At 48.9% G+C, this 20,321-nt stretch carries 16 protein-coding genes; 5 read left to right on the top strand and 11 right to left on the bottom strand.

Annotation, left to right across the window (positions count from 1 at the left end; all coding sequences use genetic code 11):
• Nucleotides 1–6: 6 nt before the first annotated feature.
• Together dsbB and nhaB are read right to left on the bottom strand one after the other, a co-directional pair.
• Nucleotides 7–525, bottom strand: a complete 519-nt coding sequence (gene dsbB / locus R2X38_RS16165; RefSeq protein ID WP_317523362.1) for a disulfide bond formation protein DsbB — start codon at nt 523–525, stop codon at nt 7–9.
• Between the two features lie 231 nt (nt 526–756).
• Nucleotides 757–2,349 (bottom strand): Na(+)/H(+) antiporter NhaB, encoded by a 1,593-nt coding sequence (gene nhaB, locus R2X38_RS16160; protein ID WP_317523361.1) that lies wholly within the window; start codon nt 2,347–2,349, stop codon nt 757–759.
• Nucleotides 2,350–2,907: 558 nt separating this feature from the next.
• On the opposite strand from nhaB, the gene fadR reads away from it, so the two are divergent.
• Entirely contained in the window at nt 2,908–3,759 is an 852-nt protein-coding gene (gene fadR / locus R2X38_RS16155; RefSeq protein ID WP_317523360.1) for a fatty acid metabolism transcriptional regulator FadR, read from the top strand.
• A gap of 83 nt (nt 3,760–3,842) precedes the next feature.
• Here fadR and R2X38_RS16150 read toward each other — a convergent pair whose 3' ends face one another.
• The 3 genes from R2X38_RS16150 to R2X38_RS16140 are packed head-to-tail and all read right to left on the bottom strand — an operon-like array spanning nt 3,843 to nt 8,636.
• Complete coding sequence (locus R2X38_RS16150; protein ID WP_317523359.1) at nt 3,843–5,372, bottom strand: SpoVR family protein; 1,530 nt, start codon at nt 5,370–5,372, stop codon at nt 3,843–3,845.
• 23 nt (nt 5,373–5,395) lie between these two features.
• Nucleotides 5,396–6,667 carry a YeaH/YhbH family protein gene (locus tag R2X38_RS16145; protein WP_317523358.1) on the bottom strand — a complete coding sequence of 424 codons (1,272 nt, stop codon included), beginning with the start codon at nt 6,665–6,667 and terminating at the stop codon, nt 5,396–5,398.
• A gap of 34 nt (nt 6,668–6,701) precedes the next feature.
• On the bottom strand, nt 6,702–8,636 hold the full coding sequence (locus R2X38_RS16140) for a PrkA family serine protein kinase (protein ID WP_317523357.1): 1,935 nt from the start codon (nt 8,634–8,636) through the stop codon (nt 6,702–6,704).
• A gap of 573 nt (nt 8,637–9,209) precedes the next feature.
• Between R2X38_RS16140 and R2X38_RS16135 the strand changes: the two genes are divergently transcribed.
• Nucleotides 9,210–9,590: a VOC family protein gene (locus tag R2X38_RS16135; protein WP_317523356.1), complete on the top strand. Its 381-nt coding sequence runs from the start codon at nt 9,210–9,212 to the stop codon at nt 9,588–9,590.
• Nucleotides 9,591–9,673: 83 nt separating this feature from the next.
• Here R2X38_RS16135 and R2X38_RS16130 read toward each other — a convergent pair whose 3' ends face one another.
• Together R2X38_RS16130 and gap are read right to left on the bottom strand one after the other, a co-directional pair.
• Entirely contained in the window at nt 9,674–10,549 is an 876-nt protein-coding gene (locus R2X38_RS16130; protein ID WP_317523355.1) for a D-hexose-6-phosphate mutarotase, read from the bottom strand.
• A gap of 254 nt (nt 10,550–10,803) precedes the next feature.
• Nucleotides 10,804–11,799, bottom strand: coding sequence for a type I glyceraldehyde-3-phosphate dehydrogenase (gene gap, locus R2X38_RS16125; RefSeq protein ID WP_039459186.1), 996 nt, complete (start codon nt 11,797–11,799; stop codon nt 10,804–10,806).
• Between the two features lie 348 nt (nt 11,800–12,147).
• Here gap and msrB point away from each other — a divergent pair, with 348 nt between their 5' ends.
• Nucleotides 12,148–12,564: a peptide-methionine (R)-S-oxide reductase MsrB gene (gene msrB / locus R2X38_RS16120; protein WP_317523354.1), complete on the top strand. Its 417-nt coding sequence runs from the start codon at nt 12,148–12,150 to the stop codon at nt 12,562–12,564.
• 98 nt (nt 12,565–12,662) lie between these two features.
• Here msrB and R2X38_RS16115 read toward each other — a convergent pair whose 3' ends face one another.
• A complete protein-coding gene (locus tag R2X38_RS16115) occupies nt 12,663–13,475 on the bottom strand; it encodes a DUF2989 domain-containing protein (protein ID WP_317523352.1) in 813 nt (270 codons plus the stop codon).
• Between the two features lie 186 nt (nt 13,476–13,661).
• Between R2X38_RS16115 and R2X38_RS16110 the strand changes: the two genes are divergently transcribed.
• Nucleotides 13,662–13,970 (top strand): YeaC family protein, encoded by a 309-nt coding sequence (locus tag R2X38_RS16110; protein WP_317523351.1) that lies wholly within the window; start codon nt 13,662–13,664, stop codon nt 13,968–13,970.
• Between the two features lie 26 nt (nt 13,971–13,996).
• Here the strand turns inward: R2X38_RS16110 and R2X38_RS16105 are convergent, their stop codons facing one another.
• The 3 genes from R2X38_RS16105 to sppA form a co-directional block, all read right to left on the bottom strand.
• Entirely contained in the window at nt 13,997–14,665 is a 669-nt protein-coding gene (locus R2X38_RS16105) for a glutathione S-transferase family protein (protein WP_317523350.1), read from the bottom strand.
• A gap of 130 nt (nt 14,666–14,795) precedes the next feature.
• Nucleotides 14,796–15,806 (bottom strand): asparaginase, encoded by a 1,011-nt coding sequence (ansA, locus tag R2X38_RS16100; RefSeq protein WP_317523349.1) that lies wholly within the window; start codon nt 15,804–15,806, stop codon nt 14,796–14,798.
• Nucleotides 15,807–15,895: 89 nt separating this feature from the next.
• A complete protein-coding gene (sppA, locus tag R2X38_RS16095; RefSeq protein WP_317523348.1) occupies nt 15,896–17,746 on the bottom strand; it encodes a signal peptide peptidase SppA in 1,851 nt (616 codons plus the stop codon).
• A gap of 344 nt (nt 17,747–18,090) precedes the next feature.
• Between sppA and R2X38_RS16090 the strand changes: the two genes are divergently transcribed.
• The gene (locus R2X38_RS16090) at nt 18,091–20,103 is read left to right on the top strand and encodes an NADPH-dependent 2,4-dienoyl-CoA reductase (protein WP_317523347.1); all 2,013 of its coding nucleotides are present in this window, start codon (nt 18,091–18,093) and stop codon (nt 20,101–20,103) included.
• Nucleotides 20,104–20,321 lie beyond the last annotated feature (218 nt).

Raw genomic sequence — 20,321 nt, 5'->3', positions numbered from 1 at the left:
GCTCGCTTAGGCTTTCTTATTGCCAAGGATCTGAGCAATAACAATAATGGCAACTGCCACCAAGTTGGCCGCGAAGATCACTTCCAGCCATTGAGGCATGGATAGGCCGAAGAACTGCCATACGATTTTGCCGCAGTCGCCAGAGGCTTCAAACATCCAAGGTACCCACTGGTTCAGTGGTGCCCAAGCGGGGAAGTTCACATCCAGCGCACAGGTTGCTGACCAAGGGAATTCAGGAAATTGGTAGCCGACATGTTCCTGGGCCAGCGCCAGCCCTTGGTAGGAGCTATAGGCCCAGCCTGCAAGGCCAGCCCAGCGAACCACATTGTTCTTCGGTGCAATCATCCCCACGATTGCCGCCACCGCGATCCCCATCATGGCAACGCGCTCGTAGATGCACATTACGCACGGGTCGAGCTTCATCACATGCTGGAAGAACAGGGCACAGGCTTCAAAAAAGATAATGAAGGCTAGCAAGATAGCCCAAGATAGGCGGCTTTTAGAAAAAGTATTTAGAAAATACATACAGTGTTCCCGATTGAAAGGTTAACTGCTAATTCGGCTTACTCAAGTCTCTATCAAAGCATGAGCCGATTTAGCACTTAGCCATCTATTTTAATGACCAAGAAAGTGCTAATTTCTGTCAGAAATTTGTCTTGTGAAATAAATCTTAGCACCAATTAATACCGAAAAATACAATAAAGCCCTGATGATTCAGGGCTTTAATACAGACAATCAGATATTGAAAAAATTCAATTAATGGCCAACCGCCGGGGCAATCTGTGAAGCAGCCTCCAATGCTCCTTGGGTGATCCAGCCTAGGTCATAGAACCACTGTGTCATTGGTACCAGCGTGAACTCGATACAGGCCAAGCCAACCAGTGACAGCACGATGGTGTATGGCAATGCCATGTATACCATTCGACCGTACGATAGGCGAATTAGCGGAGCCAGTGCCGATGTCAACGCAAACAGGAAGGCTGCCTGGCCATTTGGCGTCGCCACAGACGGTAGGTTGGTACCGGTATTGATAGCAACAGCCAGCATATCGAACTGCTCACGGGTAATGATGCCATCCAGCAGTGCCGCTTTCACTTCATTGATATAAACGGTACCCACGAACACATTGTCAGACACCATGGAAAGCAGGCCATTGGCAATGTAGAACATGGTCATCTGCATGCTACCTTCAAGGCTCAATACCATTTCGATAATAGGCGCGAACAGGTGCTGGTCGATGATCACCGCAACAATCGAGAAGAATACAGCCAAAAGCGCGGTGAACGGCAGTGCTTCTTCAAACGCTTTACCCAGTGCGTGCTCGTCGGTAATACCGGTGAACGAGGTGGCAAGAATAATCACTGTCAGGCCGATGAGACCGACGGCTGCAAGGTGCATCGCAAGACCAACGATCAGCCAGATGGCAATGATAACTTGAACGACTAGTTTGGCGTAGTCTAGGTTGGTACGGCGTTTACGTTCTTCATTGTCGAATTCAACCAAGATGCGGCGAACGTTTTCAGGAAGACGGGCGCCGTAGCCACAGATTTGGAACTTCTCGACCAACACACAGGTGACGATACCGCACAGGAACACCGGCAGGGTGACAGGTAGCATGCGGATAATAAACTCGCCGAACAACCAACCGGCCTGGTCGGCAATGATCAGGTTCTGCGGTTCGCCTACCATGGTCATAACACCACCCAGCGCGGTACCGATACCGGCATGCATCAGCAGGCTGCGAAGGAATGCTCGGTAGTTTTCCAGGTCATCCCGGCTGACTTCCAGGATGTGCTTGTCCGAAGTATGGTCGTGAGAAGCATGAGGCTCCTGGCCTGAAGCTACTTTGTGGTAAATGCTGTAGAAACCGATGGTCACACTGATCACCACGGCGATAACGGTCAATGCATCCAGAAAGGCGGACAGGAAGGCCGCCATGACACAGAATGACAATGAGAGTAAGGTTTTTGAACGTATGCCGATCAATATCTTGGTAAAGATATAAAGCAGCAATTGTTTCATGAAGTAAATGCCGGCAACCATGAAGATCAGTAGCAATAGAACTTCAATATTGGCAACCAACTCGTGCTTGACCATTTCGGGGCTGGTCATCCCGATAGCGACCGCTTCGATAGCCAGTAAGCCGCCTGGCTGGAGAGGGTAACATTTCAGTGCCATCGCCAGGGTGAAAATGAACTCGACAACGAGTAGCCAGCCTGCAACGAATGGGTCAACGAAAAAGAAAACAATCGGGTTGATGATCAGGAAAGCAATGATCGCGACTTTGTACCAGTCGGGTGCTTTTCCTAGGAAGTTTTTTATAAAGGCGTTCCCTAGCGAAATTGCCATTTGTTCGAGTCTCTTGATATACGCAAATACTAATATTAACGAGCTGCGTTGCTATCTTGCCTTTTGAAGTCCGAGAGCAGGATAACCATTATGTTATTGTTCTGGTTAAGTGTTCTTTTGAGACCCTCTAAGCTAAAGACCATTTCCTTGATGGTGTTTAACTTAAAGCAGGCAGCAGCATCCGTTCAGCTCCCAGAGTGAAAACGTGCTAACTCTACCGCGTGATCCATCGCAGTCAAGTGCTTAGAGATGAAGTTATTTAAGATTGTGAAATTTCATCGCAAAACATGGCTTGTACGGGTATTTTTCACGTAGATTTGAAATATATGCTTACAATTTTCATTTTACGTTGAGCTTAGTCAAGTTTTGGTTCGACGAATCTTTGAGCGGAATTTTGCGTGCGCCTTGTATGCTAGGTGCATATCAAGCTCGCTGGAGTGAATGATTATAATAGACAACCGAGATACTTCTTTTGGTAATTAGGTAGGCATTAGGTAAAGACTGGTGGTATGATGAGTTAATAAAAATAGAGCAAGAAGCAACTGGAAAACTGATCAGATGGTTATAAAGGCTGATAGCCCAGCAACATTTGCTGAGAAATATATTATTGAGAGTATCTGGAATAATCACTTCCCACAGGGCTCAATCCTTCCCGCAGAACGAGAGTTGTCTGAACTAATTGGAGTTACTCGTACGACTCTTCGTGAGGTATTGCAGCGTCTGGCGCGTGATGGCTGGTTAACCATTCAACACGGTAAGCCAACCCGGGTGAACAATTACATGGACACCTCCGGCCTGAATATTCTCGACACCCTAATCACACTTGACGGCCAAGATGTTCAGGGCGTTCTGGAAGATTTGCTTTCAGCTCGTACTGATATCAGCAGCGTCTATATGCGTTATGCCGTTAAGGGTAACCCTGAAGAGTCTTCGGCACTGATCAATCATGTTATTGAAGAGTGCGAAGCCTTGTTGAAAGCCGACAGTTTCTCTGACTACATCGAGCAAAGCGAAGACAAAGCAGAGCTGATGCAGGAAGTGAAGAAGATTGTTGATAAATACGGCAAAGACGATCCTGAATTGTGTGAGGCGATTTCCCGTGCCCGCGCATTCAACTACTTTGACTACCGTATGTTCCAGGGCTTGGCCTCCAAGTCGGGCAACACCCTGTACGTACTGACTATCAATGGCCTGCGCAAAATCTACACCCGTGTCGGTGGCTACTACTTCATGTCTAAGGAAGCGTGCGAGCTAGCACTCGACTTCTACCGTGACATGAAGGCATATTGCGATAACAGCCAGCCAGACATGGTCGCTGATCGTATCCGCAAATACGGTCGTGAGAGTGGGGCGATTTGGTATGCCAATCGTATTGAAATTGCTCGTTACCTGTACGAAGAAGAGCAGTAATTCGAGTATTTTTCTACGTAGCAAAGAAAGGAGATGCCTCGGCATCTCCTTTTTGTATCTAAATATTAACAGCTGTGTAGCAATTATATCTCCGTATTGTACTGGGCCCGGTTCGGGCAGGTACCCAAAATGTGGGAGCGGCCGTCCGGTAATTCCTCTTCCAATGTCACATCAAAGCCCCATAGACGGTGCAGGTGTTTGAGCACTTCTTGGTGGCTGTCGGCTAACGGAATACGGTTATGCGGTACATAACGCAGGGTTAGCGAGCGATCACCCTTCAAAGCGACGTTCCAAACTTGGATATTTGGCTCATTGTTGCTGAGGTTGTACTGGGATGAAAGCTTCTCCCTGATCATCCGGTAGCCTTCCTCATTGTGGATCGCACTGACTTCAACATAGTTATGGCGGTCGTCATCATTGACAGCAAACAGTTTGAAATCACGCATCACCTTAGGAGACAGGAACTGGCTGATAAAGCTTTCGTCCTTGAAGTTCTCCATCGCAAAATGCAGCGTATCCAACCAGTCCTTGCCGGCAATATCCGGGAACCAGTATTTGTCCTCTTCGGTTGGGTTCTCGCAGATTCGGCGGATATCCTGGAACATGGCAAAGCCCAGGGCATAAGGGTTGATACCACTGTAATATGGGCTGTTGTAGTCCGGTTGGGCCACCACATTGGTATGGCTGTGCAAGAACTCAATGATGAAACGGTCTGTCACTAAGCCCTCGTCATAGAGATGATTGAGGATAGTGTAGTGCCAGAACGTTGCCCACCCTTCGTTCATGACCTGGGTCTGTTTCTGCGGGTAGAAATACTGGCTGACTTTACGTACGATCCTGACCACTTCACGCTGCCATGGCTCCAGTAGCGGGGCATGCTTTTCGATAAAGTACAGGATATTCTCCTGTGGCTCTGCCGGGAATCGTACCTCTTCGGCTTCGACTTCCTCCTCCTGTGTCACCGGGATGGTTCGCCACAGTGAATTGACTTGCGTCTGTAGGTAATCTTCCCTAGCTTTTTGGCGCGCTTTTTCCTCGACCATAGAAATCTTCTGCGGTCGCTTGTAACGGTCGACACCGTAGTTCATCAGCGCATGGCAGGAATCCAGCAGCCTTTCAACTTCATCGACACCGAATTTTTCTTCGCACTCGGTGATGTATTTACGGGCGAACAACAGGTAATCGATGATCGAGCTGGCATCGGTCCATGTCTTGAATAAGTAATTGCCTTTGAAGAACGAGTTGTGGCCGTAGCAGGCATGGGCCATAACCAGGGCTTGCATGGTGATGGTGTTTTCTTCCATCAAATAGGCAATGCAAGGATCTGAGTTGATCACAATTTCGTAGGCGAGGCCCATTTGGCCGTGCTTGTAGCCTCGCTCGGTTTCGATGAAGCGCTTACCGAATGACCAGTGGTGGTAGTTAATCGGCATACCAATACTGGAATAAGCATCCATCATTTGTTCGGCAGTGATGATCTCGATTTGGTTGGGATAGGCATCAAGCCGGTAGTGGTCGGCTACCCGCTTGATTTCCTTATGATACTGATCCAACAAATCGAATGTCCAATCTGGACCGTCACTGAGTGTCTTAGATTTGGCGACTGTCTCCATAGCACATTCCCCCTAAAGCGATGTTAACTGACTTGCTTTTTAAATAGCTCCCGGAATACAGGGAAAATGTCTTCCACACTCCTTATGTTCTGCATCGCAAAGTTACTGTGGCTGGCTTGTAGCGCCTCATATTCCCGCCATAGTGTTTGGTGTGCCCGGCGTGTGATTTCGATGTATGAGTAGTAACGGGTGACTGGCAGGATCTCTTTATCCAGCAGCTCTCGACAGCCTGGTGAATCATCCGCCCAGTTATCCCCATCCGACGCTTGTGCTGCGTAGATATTCCATTCGGAAGGGGAGTAGCGTTTCTTCACAATCTCATTCATCAACCGCAGTGCACTCGACACTATGGTGCCCCCAGTTTCCTGGGAGTAGAAGAACTCGTGCTCATCCACCTCTTTGGCTTGGGTATGGTGGCGGATAAACACCACGTCGACATTCTTGTAGGTTCGGTTGAGGAACAGGTACAGCAAGATATAGAAGCGTTTAGCCATATCTTTAGTCGCCTGATCCATCGAGCCCGAGACATCCATCAAGCAGAACATTACCGCCTGGCTGCTTGGTTGAGGTCGACGCTCATAGTTTTTGTAGCGTAGATCAAAGGTATCAATGAACGGTACGCTGCTGATTTTCTGTCGTAGTGCCTGGATCTCGTTCTTCACCCGCTCTTCCTCAAAAGGTTGAGCCGGTTCGGTGTTCATGAGCAGATCCAGTGTTTTCTCTAGCTCGCGAAGTTGGCGGCGTTTACCTGCTGTCATTGCCGTTCGGCGCGCCAGGGAATTCTGGAGCGATTTTACAATGGCAATATTGGCCGGTACGCCGGACGACTTGTAGCCCGAGCGGAAAGTTTTCCACTCAACAATTTTGTTGAGCTGGTTCTTCTCGAGGTTTGGCAGTTCCAAATCCTCAAAGAGCAGATCGAGATATTCATCTTTGGAGATTTGGAATACGAATTCATCCTGGCCCTCACCATCAGGGCTGGCCTGTCCTTCACCCGCACCGCCTTGGCCGCCCCCTCCTTGGGGGCGTTCAATTCGGTCTCCGGGGCTGAACTGGTCATTGCCCGGGTGGACAACTTCACGTTGTCCACCACGGCCTTGGTGAAAGCTTGGCTCGCGGATGTCACGGTTCGGAATCGTAATATCTTCACCGCTTTCCACATCGGTAATCGAGCGTTTGTTTACCGCATCAGCAATAGACTCCTTGATCTGTTGCTTGTGACGGCGTAGGAAACGCTGACGGTTTACCGTGCTTTTGTTTTTACCGTTGAGCCTTCGGTCTATAAAATGCGCCATAAGCTCTCCCCTTATTCATCCCATCCACGCTAACTTAAGAAGACTTACGTACGCGTAGGTACCACTCGGAAAGTAGACGTACCTGCTTACGGGTGTAGCCTTTTTCCATCATACGAGCAACGAAGTCGTCGTGTTTCTTCTGCTCTTCGGTAGAGGTTTTGGCATTGAATGAAATCACTGGAAGCAGCTCTTCGGTGTTGGAGAACATCTTCTTCTCGATAACCGTACGAAGTTTCTCGTAGCTGGTCCAGTTCGGGTTCTTACCGGCGTTGCTCGCACGGGCACGCAGTACGAAGTTGACGATTTCGTTTCGGAAATCCTTCGGATTGCTGATGCCTGCAGGTTTCTCGATTTTCTCCAGCTCGTTGTTCAGAGCGGCGCGGTCGAATAGCTGTCCGGTTTCTGGGTCACGGTATTCCTGGTCTTGGATCCAGAAGTCGGCATAGCTAACATAGCGGTCAAAAATGTTCTGGCCGTACTCAGAATAGGACTCAAGGTATGCAGTCTGGATTTCTTTACCGATAAACTCGACATACTTAGGTGTTAGGTAACCCTTGAGATGCTCAAGATATTTCTCAGCCAGCTCTTGCGGGAACTGCTCACGCTCAATCTGCTGCTCTAGGACATAGAACAGGTGGACTGGGTTAGCGGCCACTTCGGAGTGGTCGAAGTTGAATACACGAGACAGGATCTTGAACGCGAAACGGGTAGACAGGCCGGCCATCCCTTCATCAACACCGGCATAATCGCGGTATTCCTGATAAGATTTGGCTTTCGGGTCGGTGTCTTTGAGCGTTTCACCGTCATAGACTCGCATCTTCGAGTACAAGCTTGAGTTCTCAGGCTCTTTCAGGCGAGAAAGCACCGAGAAGCGGGCAAGAATTTCCAGGGTAGAAGGTGAGCAAGGTGCCGCTGACAGCTCAGAGCTCTGCAGCAGTTTCTCGTAGATTTTGATTTCTTCGGAAACACGCAGACAGTATGGCACTTTGACAATGAAGACACGGTCGAGGAAGGCTTCATTGTTCTTGTTGTTACGGAATGACTGCCACTCAGATTCGTTTGAGTGCGCCAAGATGATGCCGTCGAATGGCAGTGCTGATAGCCCTTCGGTACCGTTGTAGTTACCTTCTTGCGTCGCGGTAAGTAGTGGGTGTAGCACTTTAAGCGGTGCCTTGAACATCTCAACGAATTCCATCAGGCCTTGGTTGGCCTTACAGAGTGCGCCGGAGTAGCTATAGGCATCTGGGTCATCCTGAGCGAAGTGCTCAAGCTGGCGGATATCTACTTTACCAACCAGTGACGAGATATCTTGGTTGTTTTCATCACCTGGCTCAGTCTTGGCAATACCGACTTGGTCAAGAATAGAAGGACGCACCTTCACGACTTTGAACTTGGTAATGTCACCACCAAACTCATGCAGGCGCTTGGCGGCCCAAGGCGACATAATCGTATTCAGGTAGCGATCAGGAATGCCATATTCCTTCTTGAGGATGTCGCCATCTTCTAATTTGTCGAACAGACAGAAAGGATGATCATTAACCGGGCTGCGTTCGCCGTTGGCTGTTAGCACATAGACTGGCACCTTCTGCATGAGGCTTTTCAGTTTTTCAGCCAATGATGATTTACCGCCCCCGACAGGGCCAAGTAAATAGAGGATTTGCTTACGCTCTTCCAGACCTTGTGCGGCATGTTTGAGGTAGGAAACGATTTGCTCAATCGCATCTTCCATACCATAAAAATCTTCAAATGTTTTATAGCGGGAAATGACGCGGTTGGAGAAAAGGCGGCTCAAGCGTGGGTCTTGAGCAGTGTCAATCATTTCGGGTTCGCCTATAGCCATCAGCAGACGCTCTGCTGCATTGACGTAAGCGCTGCGATCGTTACGACAGATCTCAAGGAACTCTTGCAATGAAAGCTCTTCATCCTTGGATTCTTCATAGCGTTGACGATAGTGGTCAAAAATACTCATGGTATGCCCCCTGAATCGTTCTTTAATCAATTAGAAAGGACGAAAACACAAATCTTTCACATCCCCCATATCTTAAGACTAGACCTAACTGATTAAATTGCTTGACTGAGTTGTTGGTTTATAAACTAAATTTCCTTTTTCGGTGTTCCTTACAAGCTGAATAATTTTTGCTCATTAATCTACTATCCTCCTATAAATCGTGTTCTGCAAGAGCTGGTGTTTAAAAAAACTCACAAAAATGTTGATGGAATGTGACTTGCGTGGCTTGAACAAATAGGTAGTCATATATGGTGAATTTTATTTCCAGAGCAGAGTTATTTACTGAATGAAAAGGATTTCATTGATGCAAGATGGTGATAAATGATGTTCGGTTAGGGCATGATGGCTTTTTTGCAAAAAAATAGATTTTCCATCGGTATTCTTGCAAATAAGCATGGAGTCGATGTGGGGATGGTGGGTTTTAACGTGTTAACGGGCAGTGTCAAAAAAATGCGAGTCGGAGTTATTTTGAGAGCTAAATCAAAATCTCTGGCTTAAGCTAAAAAAGTGCCGAGAGTTGGGGGAGCTAATTTAATGAGTATTTCTCGTGTTGATACTGTGTCGATACCTGTTTCTGATCAAAACCAAGCGTTAGCGTTTTACCGCGATATGTTGGGATTCGAGCTTATCCGTGATCATCAAGCGGATCAGCATAAGCGATGGATTCAGCTTGCACCCAGAGGAGCTGAGACAACAATTAGCTTGGTCATGCCTTTCGGTGGCATGAAAGCCGGATCGGTTCAGGGCTTGGTGGTGCAGACTGATGATATCCACTTGACCCATGATGAGTTGTCGAGCCGGGGGGTGCCGCTCTCGGAGATTGTGACCTTAATTGGGGGGCGGTTTGCGACTTTTGCTGATCCCGACGGTAATGGTTGGGTACTGATTGAAGCAAACACGCAAATGCTGGCTTGAGCCGCTGAAGTTGATACCTGACGTTTAGGCCTGTCAGGTATCTTCATAAGAGTGATAACTGCCTGTTTACAGCTAATCAGTTGTCATCGCTTTACACTGACCTCAGTGGTCAGGGTATGTGACTCACCAGGAGCCAGAGTGATGCTGTTGCTGTTGTGGATGGTTGATTCGACGCACACCATGGTTTCGAAGCTATCGTCGGCCATATCGGTCATGCTAATTGACAGCTCTTGCCATGGGTTCCAAATTACCGCGGCATTATGACCGCTGTTAGTCACGGCAATCTGACGACGCTGGTGGTCTTGGATCATCACTGTTGGTTCTGGTTGGGTGTAGACACGGTCAACTTCACCCTCAAAGCTCAGTTCTTCGCCACCCTGACAGATTTTACCCGCTTGAGTGCTATCCTGGTACTCGCCACCCATTTGACTGATGGTGGTGCCGTGGATGCTTTCTACATTGAAATAAGTATGAAGGGCACCCGAGAAACTCCACTCGGTGTTGTCGGTATTGGTCGAGGTCAATGAGACCTTTAGAGTGGTGCCGATTTCAAATGTCAGTACATTGCTGAACTTGTGTGGCCATACTGCGCGGGTGGCTTCTGAGTCCTCAAGAGTTAAGGCAACAATCACCCCGTTGTCGTTTTCGCGATGCTCTTTCAGTGTCCATTCACTGTTACGGGCAAAGCCGTGCGATGGGGCGGCGGCCTTGCCAAACCAAGGCCAGCAGACAGGGATCCCGCCGCGGATGGCTTTTGCGGTATCGAATTCTGCTTTTTCGCTGAGCCAAATTACATCGTCTTCACCCTTTGGCTTGAACCAAACAAGGTGGCCACCATGCAGAGAAATACCTGCCTCAGCCTGGTCATGGCTGATTCGTACAATTTTGATCCCTTGGTGTTCGCAGATAGTGACAGCATCGGATAAGGCCGCCACTGTTGGAAGAGTATTGAAATCCATCAGACTATCCTTTGGTTGTAGCAATGTATAAATGATTGCCACCTTGGTGGAAAAGTAACAGTCAATTCTACACTTATTTTTATTTAAAAAATAACAGTGCCTATTAAAAAATATTTGTTAAATTTGTAATGATTTTTTAGTTGCTTTTTATTGCTTCACTCTTTGTGGAAGTAAAAAAACTACGGATACAGAACACAGATACAAAAAAGGCGACACCGTAGCGTCGCCTTTTATTATCTAGCTAAAAGCTTACATTACTTAGAGATGTGAGCGATTAGGTCTAGAACTTTGTTTGAGTAACCGATTTCGTTGTCGTACCAAGATACAACTTTAACGAAGTTATCAGTTAGAGCGATACCTGCTTTAGCATCGAATACAGAAGTCTGTACTTCACCGATGAAGTCCTGAGATACAACCTGATCTTCAGTGTAACCTAGAACGCCTTTTAGTTCGCCTTCAGAAGCTTCTTTCATTGCTGCACAGATAGCTTCGTAAGATGCGCCAGTTTTTAGGTTAACTGTTAGGTCAACTACAGAAACGTTAGCAGTTGGTACGCGGAAAGCCATACCAGTTAGTTTGCCGTTTAGTTCTGGAAGAACAACGCCTACAGCTTTAGCAGCACCAGTTGAAGATGGGATGATGTTCTGAGAAGCACCACGACCACCACGCCAGTCTTTAGCAGAAGGACCGTCAACAGTCTTCTGAGTCGCTGTAGTTGCGTGAACAGTAGTCATAAGACCAGACTCGATGCCGAACTTGTCGTTAAGAACTTTAGCGATTGGCGCTAGGCAGTTCGTAGTACAAGAAGCGTTAGAAACGATGTCCTGACCAGCGTAAGTGTCTTGGTTAACACCCATAACGATCATTGGAGTCGCATCTTTAGATGGACCAGTTAGAACAACTTTCTTCGCACCAGCTGTGATGTGCTGACGAGCAGTCTCGTCAGTTAGGAAGATGCCTGTTGCTTCAGCAACAACGTCAACACCGATTTCGTCCCACTTAAGGTCCGCTGGGTTACGCTCTGCAGTTACGCGAACTGTTTTGCCGTTAACGATTAGGTTGCCACCTTCTACTTCAACAGTACCGTTGAAGCGGCCGTGAGTTGAATCGTACTTAAGCATGTAAGCCATGTACTCAACGTCGATTAGGTCGTTGATACCAACAACTTCGATGTCGTTACGCTCTACAGAAGCACGGAAAACAAAACGTCCAATACGGCCAAAACCGTTAATACCTACTTTGATAGTCATTACAGTTGCTCCACAACTTAATTTCTAATGAAAGATAACTGGTAGTAAAATTACAGAATCTAATGTGATGCTGCAAGTGAAAAACGAACTTAAATTGCGTAAGGTCAAAAAAAAGTTCGGATTTTTTTTACATTCCCACTACAACGCTGCAAATTCGTACAGAAGTTGTATGAATATCAATCATTGCTGTTATTAACTTTTAATATCAACACGAAGCTCATTCAAAATATGCTTAAATGAGCAGTGAAGATGTAAAATCCTTTCGAGCAGAAAGTATGTGCCACAGTTGACGTAAATGGCAACCATTTTTCAAAATTGATAGCGTGAATAATAAAAGAAGGAAGTATAATGTCAGTTAAATCAGATTCTTACTGGCGTGAAAAACTGACGGAAGAGCAGTATCACATCTGTCGTGAGCAAGGAACCGAAGCGCCATTCTCAGGCAAGCTGCTCCATAACCGCGAAACAGGTGTTTATAGTTGTACGTGTTGTCAGGCGCCATTGTTCCATTCAAGCGGTAAGTATGATTCAGGCTGTGGCTGGCCGAGCTTCGATGCACCTATTGAGCGAGATGCTATCCGCTATCTGGAAGATAACAGCCATGGCATGCACCGGATTGAGATCCGTTGTGCCAATTGCGATAGCCATCTTGGGCATGTTTTCCCCGATGGGCCGAAAACCACCGGGGAAAGGTATTGTGTGAACTCGGTGTCCTTGATGTTTAATCACGAGGATGCTGAAAGCGGGCAGCAAGGCGATGCTTAAATAGCATTAGCACACCTCTATTATTTATTAACACGCCCTGCTTTCAACCGCAGGGCGTTTTATTTGCGAGCAACAGGGGGGATAGCGAGCCTGAAAGCTTAATTGGCCATGCTGGCATTGAAGTCGCCGTTTCGAAGCGATTGGGCAATGCTGACGGCCTGACCATCCAGCTCGCTGCGTCGCTCAGTGCTCATCGGGTAAAACGCATTCAATTTATCCTGGCTTGCCACAGGCATCGACAGCTCACTGCCGACTTTAGCCCACAGGTAAGCTTTCTCAGCTTCCCCTTGTTGATGAGACAAAGTGGCTAAGCTTAGGATGATTTCTGGTTTAATCTTTGGCCGGCTTCCGTAAAGCTCCAGAGCGCGCTTGAGCAAGACAACCGTCTTCTCCTGATCTTTGGTGGTATAGAAGGTCGCCAATGCCAACTGCATCTCTGGGGTTTCCATTACCTCGCTGCCTTCTAGTCTCAGGAACTTGCGTAAGGCATCTTGATCACCCTGACTCCACCGAAAATAAAGGATTTCCGGATCGTTGGACTCTGCTAGTTCGAGATTAAGCCGCTTGATAGAGGCGTAAGCACTGAGCATGGCTTGAGTTCGCAGAGTCTTACGCTCTTTTAATTCTGTCGGTTCAATACGTGCGGCGTACTCCAAACACTTCTGGTAATCGTAGGTGTATTGGAGCTCTTTAAATTTCTCTTTATCTGTTGGGTTTTTTAGCACATCGTAGCGCTGCCAAATGAGGTTGACCCGTTGTAGGCGGCATTGGCCATCATTGAGATTGGTGTCGGCACAAAGTTGTGGCTCGGCCTGACACAAGCTATCGGTAGAACGGTGTCGCTCGAAGCAACCGTTCATTACAACGACGCTGGCCAGTAATAGGGTGAATTTTATGGTAGCTATTCTCATTTGGCTTTTCAGTGTCTGCATAAAAGATGACAAGTTTATCAAAATAGAGATATAAGACTGCGGCGGGCCGCTGATTTTCAGCAGTGTGATCTCCCAAGCATTTTATCGACGTATTCTTGGCGAGCTTTAGAGGAAACTGTTATTACTGCGAGCAAGAAATGCTAATAAAAGGAAAACAGAACAGCCATGGATCTTGATACCCTGCTTAATGCTATGACCCCAGAAGTTTATCAACGCCTTGCCACTGCGGTTGAAATTGGCAAGTGGCCAGACGGCACACCGCTGACACCGGAGCAGCGTGACTCTTCCATGCAGGCCGTTATGCTCTACCAGTCCCGCCATAATGCCGAAGCTGCGCATATGACAGTGGAAAAAGGAGGGGAGATTAAATTTAAATCCAAGGCGGAGCTGAAAAAAGAGTTTGCGGGCAACGATACGTCAGCATCAGATAGGGCGTCAGATGACATTGCCCGCTTCGAACATGACCAACTGTAAGTTTGCGCTCTGTAGTAAAGACGCTGTTATTTGATTGTGCCGAGAACCACGGGCGGGCAATAGAAACCTGACAGCTCGTGGTCTTCTTCTCCAACCAGGTTAGCCACCCACGGCTCCTGCTCGATGCGGGCCAGATAGCTATTTAGCATCGGATAATGGGAAAAACGCAGCCCGGCCATCCAACCGCTTCGCAACACGCTCCATAGACTGATTTCTGCCATCGACAAATGATCGCCGATATAGCCATCTTCAGGCAATTGTTCCTCCAGGTACTGAATAGCCTTCGGCAGATGATGCTCGAGGCACTGTTCGACCGCTTCTTCATCAACCTCTTTGTCGAGCATTTTTCCCCTCAATATTTTCTGATAGAAGAGTACCCCGCCGATCAGTGAAGTGAGGCGGGTGTCAGCATACTCTTCCAGCCAGCGGATTTTTGCCCTGGTCAGTGCGTTACCGGGATACAAAGGAGGAACAGGATACTGGTCATCCAGGTAGTGGGCTATCACCGTCGAGTCCATGATGCTGTGCTGGTCGATTTCCAATACCGGGACCTTCCCCAACGGATGGCGTTTTTGAGCCAGCTCTTTTTCGACGTAGGGATTGAGGGGTTGAAGCTCGTAGTTGAGCCCTTTGTAGGCAAGGGCCAGCATGATTTTTCGGACAGACGGTGAAATCGAGGAGCCATGTAGGATCATAATGTACGCAAGGCCTTTCTCTGACAGGAATAGTCAAAGTGTAGCTGAGTAGTTGATTTTGAGAGTAGAACAACAAAAACGGCAGCCTAAGGCTGCCGTTTGAATTGCTGTCCTGATGCAAGGCTAGGGCTTAGTGGGTTAGCTCGCCACGCAGGTCTTGTTGCATCAGGCTGCGGACGGTTTCTACCGGAAGCTCTTGGCTTAGCAGGAAGTGCAGCTTGGCCAGAGCAGCCTCAGGCGTCATATCGTAACCACTTAAGACACCGGCATCGGCCAGGGCACAACCTGTTGCGTAGCCGCCCATGTTGACCTTGCCCGACAGGCACTGGGTTAGGTTCATGACGATCACACCACGGTCGCTAGCTGCTTTGAGCTGTTCCAGTAGTTCAGGGTTCTGCGGGGCATTACCGACACCGAAGGTCAGCAGGATCATCGCATTGACTGGCTGGCGCAGGGTATTGCGGATCACTTCTGGTGAGATCCCCGGATACATGGTGATCACGCCAATCGGCTGTGGGGTAATGTTGTGGACCTTGAATGCGCCTTCCGGTTTCTTGTCGATTTCAACATTGTTGAGTTGAATATTGATACCGGCTTCCAGCAGCGGTGGTAGGTTAGGTGAAATAAAGGCTCCGAATCCGTCTGCATGGGCTTTGGTGCTGCGGTTACCACGGATCAGTTTATTGTTGAAGAACACGGTGACTTCATTGATCGGGTAATTCGCAGCAACGTGAAGGGCATTGAGCAAGTTGCTCTGGCCGTCAGAACGCAGCTCCGCAAGCGGAATTTGCGAACCGGTGACAATCACAGGCTTGTCGAGGTTTTCGAACATAAAGGACAGAGCAGAGGCGGTATATGCCATGGTATCCGTACCATGTAGGATCACAAAACCGTCGTACTTGTCGTAGTTCGCTTTAATATCATCAGCAATGCGCTGCCAATCCGCTGGCGTCATATCCGACGAATCGATCAGGGGATCATATTCGTGGATGGTGAACTTTGGCATTTCTGCACGATGGAATTCTGGCATGCTTTCCAATTGCTGTTCCATAAAACCAGCAACAGGTACGTAGCCATGGTCTGACTTCTGCATACCAATTGTGCCGCCTGTGTAGGCGATGTAAATGTGTTTTCTTTCCATATGAAGGTACAGAATTATCGGTTTGGTGGGCGCATTATACGGGGTATGTAGCGTAAAAAAAGCCCGGCGATGCCGGGCTGATCTCACTTTTAAAGATCCGGGCAGTTTACACAGAAGGCATATTGCCCTTTTGGATCATTGAAGTTACCAAGGGTGGAAAGGTCTGTTACAACTTTTTGTGTCACGGGTTGCATTGCTTCAGGCAACTCTCCCCATACCAACTGGTGGAAGAAGACCTTAGCCTCAGAGCTGAATTGTTGCATGAACATTTCGGCCGTACTCAATGGCTTAGCCATCCAGCGTACCTCATAGTCTTCATCTAGCGTTGCCAGTTCGGCGGCACTGGCAATAGCATCGTCGAAGTCACCGAGCTCATCGACTAGACCCAGAGCAAGAGCATCCTTACCGGTCCAGACTCGGCCCTGAGCAACGCTGTCTGCTTGCTCAAGCGTCATATCGCGGTTTTGGCTGACTAGGCCGATAAAGCGCTGATAACCGTTTTCGATACCCAGTTGGAAGATCTCGGCGATACCTTCTGGTAGCTCGCGGGTCACACCGACACCAGAGAATGGCGTTGTGCCGACCCCGTCACTGTAAACGCCCATTTTCTCCAAGCCTTTTTCGAACGTCGTCAAGATAGCAAAGATGCCGATTGAACCGGTGATGGTAGTTGGCTGGGCCATGATCTTGTCAGCAGAAGCCGAAATCCAGTAACCGCCTGATGCCGCGACACTCGACATGGATACCACCACAGGCTTGCCAGCCGCTTTTAGAGCATCAACTTCGTTGCGGATCACTTCAGAAGCAAAGGCGCTGCCGCCCGGGCTATCGACACGGAGAATGACCGACTTCACTTTGTCATCAAGGCGAGCTTCGCGCAGCAGGGCAGCCGTGGTATCACCGCCAACATTGCCCCTTTGCTGTGGCCCGTCCATAATGGCACCGCTTGCGACCACAACAGCGATCTGGTTGTCGCTTGGCAACTGGGTATCACCAATGGTTGGCTGGTAATCGTAATAGCTGATCTGGTTGAAGCTGTGGTCGTCATTCTCGCCGAAAGCTTCGATAAGCTGTTTGCGTAGCTCGGGACGGTTCACCAGCTCATCAACCAAGCCCATCTTCTTGCTTAGTTTGGCGAAATCACCATCGACGTTTTTCAGCTCAGTAACAAACTGATCCAGCTGTGGGGTCAGTGTGCTAGCATCGATCTGGCGGTTGTTAGCCACATCGGAGGTGTAAGCGCCCCAAAGCTGGTTCAGCCATGCAGTGTTGGCTTCACGGGCTTGGTCAGACATACCATCGAGGGTATAAGGCTCGACAAAGGACTTGTAGGTACCGACACGGAAGACATGAGTATTGACGTTAAGCTTCTCGAACAGGCTCTTGTAGTAGAGGGTATAGCTGCCGTAACCGGTAAGCATGACACCGCCATCTGGCGACATGAATACTTTGTCGGCGTAGCTCGACAGGTAGTATTGGCTCTGCTTGTAATGATCGCCAATGGCATAGACCGGTTTGCCGGACTCCTTGAATTCCTCAAGTGCTTTGGCGATGTAGCGCAGCTTGGTCAGGTTGGTTTCGCTCATGTCACGCAGGTTGAGCACCAGACCTGTGATTCGCTCATCAGTGGCGGCAGTACGCAGGGTATCGACAATATCGAACAGCACGTTTTCTTGCGTTTGTTCATTGCCGAATGCACTGCTGGTCAGGCTATCAAGCGGGCTGGTAAAGCTACGCTGCTCGACGATTGGCCCGGAGAGATCCAACACTAATGCTGCTTGCTCCGGTAGCTCTGGCTCTTTGCCACTCTCGGTGAAGGCGAAGAACAGCGCGCCAATGATAACGAGGAATAGTAAGTTGATGATCAGCTGGCGGGTAAAGCTGATCAGTTTCCATATCCAACGGAAGAGTTTGCCAATTCCTTTAAAGATCACTTTCATGAAGTTTCCTGATTTTTCGCCAAGGCTCAGAGCCTGCTTGTTTCACAATCTATATAAGATTGGACGTAATAATAATGATTTAGTTCTGTATGTAACTGTATATGCTAACCGAGTAATAAAGGAAATACAGTAATTAATCGTATTAGGTGAATGGCTTAGGGATACAAATGCGTGGCAGCTATCATCTAAATGACCGAACCTCTTACCATTGCCTAACGATACGTTTTTATACATGGAGTTAGATCTAAATCAATATATTGTTGCGTTAATGTAAACGATTGTTTGAAATATGGTTGGCTGCTTCGTATACTGGTCAGACCATAACAACATAAAGAATGGAAGCCATGGACGATAAATCTTACCCTCATCTGTTATCACCGCTAGAACTTGGTTTCACTCAATTACGTAATCGTGTGTTGATGGGATCGATGCATACCGGATTGGAAGAATCCCGTGACGGATTCAAGAAACTTGCTGCTTTCTACGCCGCCCGTGCCAAAGGTGGCGTTGGTCTTATTGTTACTGGCGGTTTCTCGCCGAACTTTCGCGGGCGTCTTCATCCGCTGAGTGCCGAATTCAGTTCCGGCCGCGCAGCACGGGCACACCGTGTTATTACCGATGCCGTGCATGATGAGGGTGGGAAGATCGCTTTGCAGCTACTCCATGCCGGGCGCTATGCCATGCATCCCTTTGCCGTCAGTGCTTCCGCTATCAAAGCGCCTATCTCGAAGTTCACGCCCAAAGAGATGAGTACCCGCCAGATCAAGAAAACCATCGAAGCCTTTGCCCGCAGCTCAGAGCTTGCCAGGGAGGCGGGTTACGACGGCGTGGAGCTGATGGGCTCGGAAGGGTACCTGATCAACCAGTTTATCTGTAAGCGTTCAAACCATCGTTACGATGAATGGGGCGGCAGCTACGAGAACCGGATGCGCTTCCCGCTTGAGCTGGTCAAGGCGGTGCGAGCGCGTGTGGGACGGGATTTCATTATCGTTTTCCGCCTGTCGATGCTCGATTTGGTGGAGCAGGGCAGCACCCATGAAGAGGTGGTGATGCTGGCAAAGCAGCTTGAGCAAGCTGGCGTGACTATCCTCAATACTGGTATTGGCTGGCATGAGGCTAGGATACCGACAATTGCCACCCAGGTGCCGCGGGCGGCCTTTGCGTGGGTGACCGAAAAGCTCAAGTCGGAAATCTCGATTCCTCTGGTGACTTGTAACCGTATCAATACCCCGCAGGTCGCTGAAGATATCCTGGCGAGCAATCAAGCGGATATGGTGTCGATGGCAAGGCCGTTCTTGGCCGATCCGGATTTCGTGGTCAAAGCCGAGCAAGACCGTGCCGATGACATTAATACCTGTATCGGTTGTAACCAAGCCTGTTTGGACCATGTATTCGTTGGTAAGCGAGCGAGCTGCTTGGTCAACCCGCAGGCTTGTTACGAGACAGAATTGATCTTGTCGCCATCAGCCAGCCAGCGTCGTATTGCCATTGTTGGGGCAGGCCCTGCCGGCATGGCAACGGCTGTTGCGGCGGCTGAAAGGGGCTTTAAAGTCGATTTGTTCGAGAAGAACGATCATCTCGGCGGCCAATTTAACCTGGCGATGCAGATCCCCGGTAAGGAAGAGTTCAAGGAAACCATCCGCTATTTCACCCGCCGCCTAGAGCAGACCGAGGTGAATGTGAAGCTCGGCCATGCCGTGTCTGTCGATGACTTGCAAGATTATGATGAAGTGATCGTTGCAACCGGCGTTCAGCCTCGCAGGCCGCCAATCCCGGGTATCGACCATGAGAAGGTCATCGATTACCAGACCCTGATCCGCGACAAAGTCGAACTGGGACAGCGGGTCGCTGTCATCGGTGCGGGTGGGATCGGGGTGGATGTCTCTACCATGCTGACCGAACCGGATCATCAAAGCTTGGATGACTGGCTCAAGGATTGGGGGATCGACAAGTCCATTGAGCATGCTGGTGGGCTGTATCCGCATGAGGAATACGTTAGCCAGCGACAGGTGTGGCTGATGCAGCGCCGCCCGGGCAAGATGGGTAAAGGGCCGGGCAAGACAACCGGTTGGATCCACAAGAAAGTACTGGAAAAACGAGGGGTCGAGCTGCTAAGCGGCGTGAGCTACGACAAAGTCGATGACCAAGGCTTGCACATCACGGTTGAAGGCCAGTCGCGGGTGTTGGAGGTCGACAACGTCGTTCTGTGTGCCGGACAAACCTCGGTGGATGAGCTTTCCGATGCGCTCAAGGCCAAGAACATCAATGTTCATGTGATTGGTGGTGCTGACGTTGCCGGCGAAGTCGATGCCAAGCGGGTGATCCGCCAAGGGGTTGAGCTGGCGGCGAAGTTGTAGGAATCAGCGTGGCAAGAGCGGCCATGGGCTCGGGGCAATAGGAAGAGCAAATGTTGGGTAATGCTAAATACAAAAGCTTACCCAACACTTTGCTAAGAGTGCTCAAATTGTGTTGACTTGTTGAAAGATATCCCCCTGAAATAGCCAATAGCCAATAGCCAATAGCCAATAGCCAATAGCCAATAGCCAATAGCCAATAGCCAATAGCCAATAGCCAA

This window comes from Photobacterium rosenbergii, from assembly GCF_033022775.1.
GTDB lineage: Bacteria > Pseudomonadota > Gammaproteobacteria > Enterobacterales > Vibrionaceae > Photobacterium > Photobacterium rosenbergii_A.
This window is presented reverse-complemented; position numbering and strand designations above follow the sequence as displayed.

What these genes read in the sequence shown, in the direction of transcription:
- dsbB (WP_317523362.1), bottom strand. Translation starts at nt 525, where the DNA reads ATGTATTTTCTAAATACTTTTTCTAAAAGCCGCCTATCTTGGGCTATC.
- nhaB (WP_317523361.1), bottom strand. Translation starts at nt 2,349, where the DNA reads ATGGCAATTTCGCTAGGGAACGCCTTTATAAAAAACTTCCTAGGAAAA.
- fadR (WP_317523360.1), top strand. Translation starts at nt 2,908, where the DNA reads ATGGTTATAAAGGCTGATAGCCCAGCAACATTTGCTGAGAAATATATT.
- R2X38_RS16150 (WP_317523359.1), bottom strand. Translation starts at nt 5,372, where the DNA reads ATGGAGACAGTCGCCAAATCTAAGACACTCAGTGACGGTCCAGATTGG.
- R2X38_RS16145 (WP_317523358.1), bottom strand. Translation starts at nt 6,667, where the DNA reads ATGGCGCATTTTATAGACCGAAGGCTCAACGGTAAAAACAAAAGCACG.
- R2X38_RS16140 (WP_317523357.1), bottom strand. Translation starts at nt 8,636, where the DNA reads ATGAGTATTTTTGACCACTATCGTCAACGCTATGAAGAATCCAAGGAT.
- R2X38_RS16135 (WP_317523356.1), top strand. Translation starts at nt 9,210, where the DNA reads ATGAGTATTTCTCGTGTTGATACTGTGTCGATACCTGTTTCTGATCAA.
- R2X38_RS16130 (WP_317523355.1), bottom strand. Translation starts at nt 10,549, where the DNA reads ATGGATTTCAATACTCTTCCAACAGTGGCGGCCTTATCCGATGCTGTC.
- gap (WP_039459186.1), bottom strand. Translation starts at nt 11,799, where the DNA reads ATGACTATCAAAGTAGGTATTAACGGTTTTGGCCGTATTGGACGTTTT.
- msrB (WP_317523354.1), top strand. Translation starts at nt 12,148, where the DNA reads ATGTCAGTTAAATCAGATTCTTACTGGCGTGAAAAACTGACGGAAGAG.
- R2X38_RS16115 (WP_317523352.1), bottom strand. Translation starts at nt 13,475, where the DNA reads ATGAGAATAGCTACCATAAAATTCACCCTATTACTGGCCAGCGTCGTT.
- R2X38_RS16110 (WP_317523351.1), top strand. Translation starts at nt 13,662, where the DNA reads ATGGATCTTGATACCCTGCTTAATGCTATGACCCCAGAAGTTTATCAA.
- R2X38_RS16105 (WP_317523350.1), bottom strand. Translation starts at nt 14,665, where the DNA reads ATGATCCTACATGGCTCCTCGATTTCACCGTCTGTCCGAAAAATCATG.
- ansA (WP_317523349.1), bottom strand. Translation starts at nt 15,806, where the DNA reads ATGGAAAGAAAACACATTTACATCGCCTACACAGGCGGCACAATTGGT.
- sppA (WP_317523348.1), bottom strand. Translation starts at nt 17,746, where the DNA reads ATGAAAGTGATCTTTAAAGGAATTGGCAAACTCTTCCGTTGGATATGG.
- R2X38_RS16090 (WP_317523347.1), top strand. Translation starts at nt 18,091, where the DNA reads ATGGACGATAAATCTTACCCTCATCTGTTATCACCGCTAGAACTTGGT.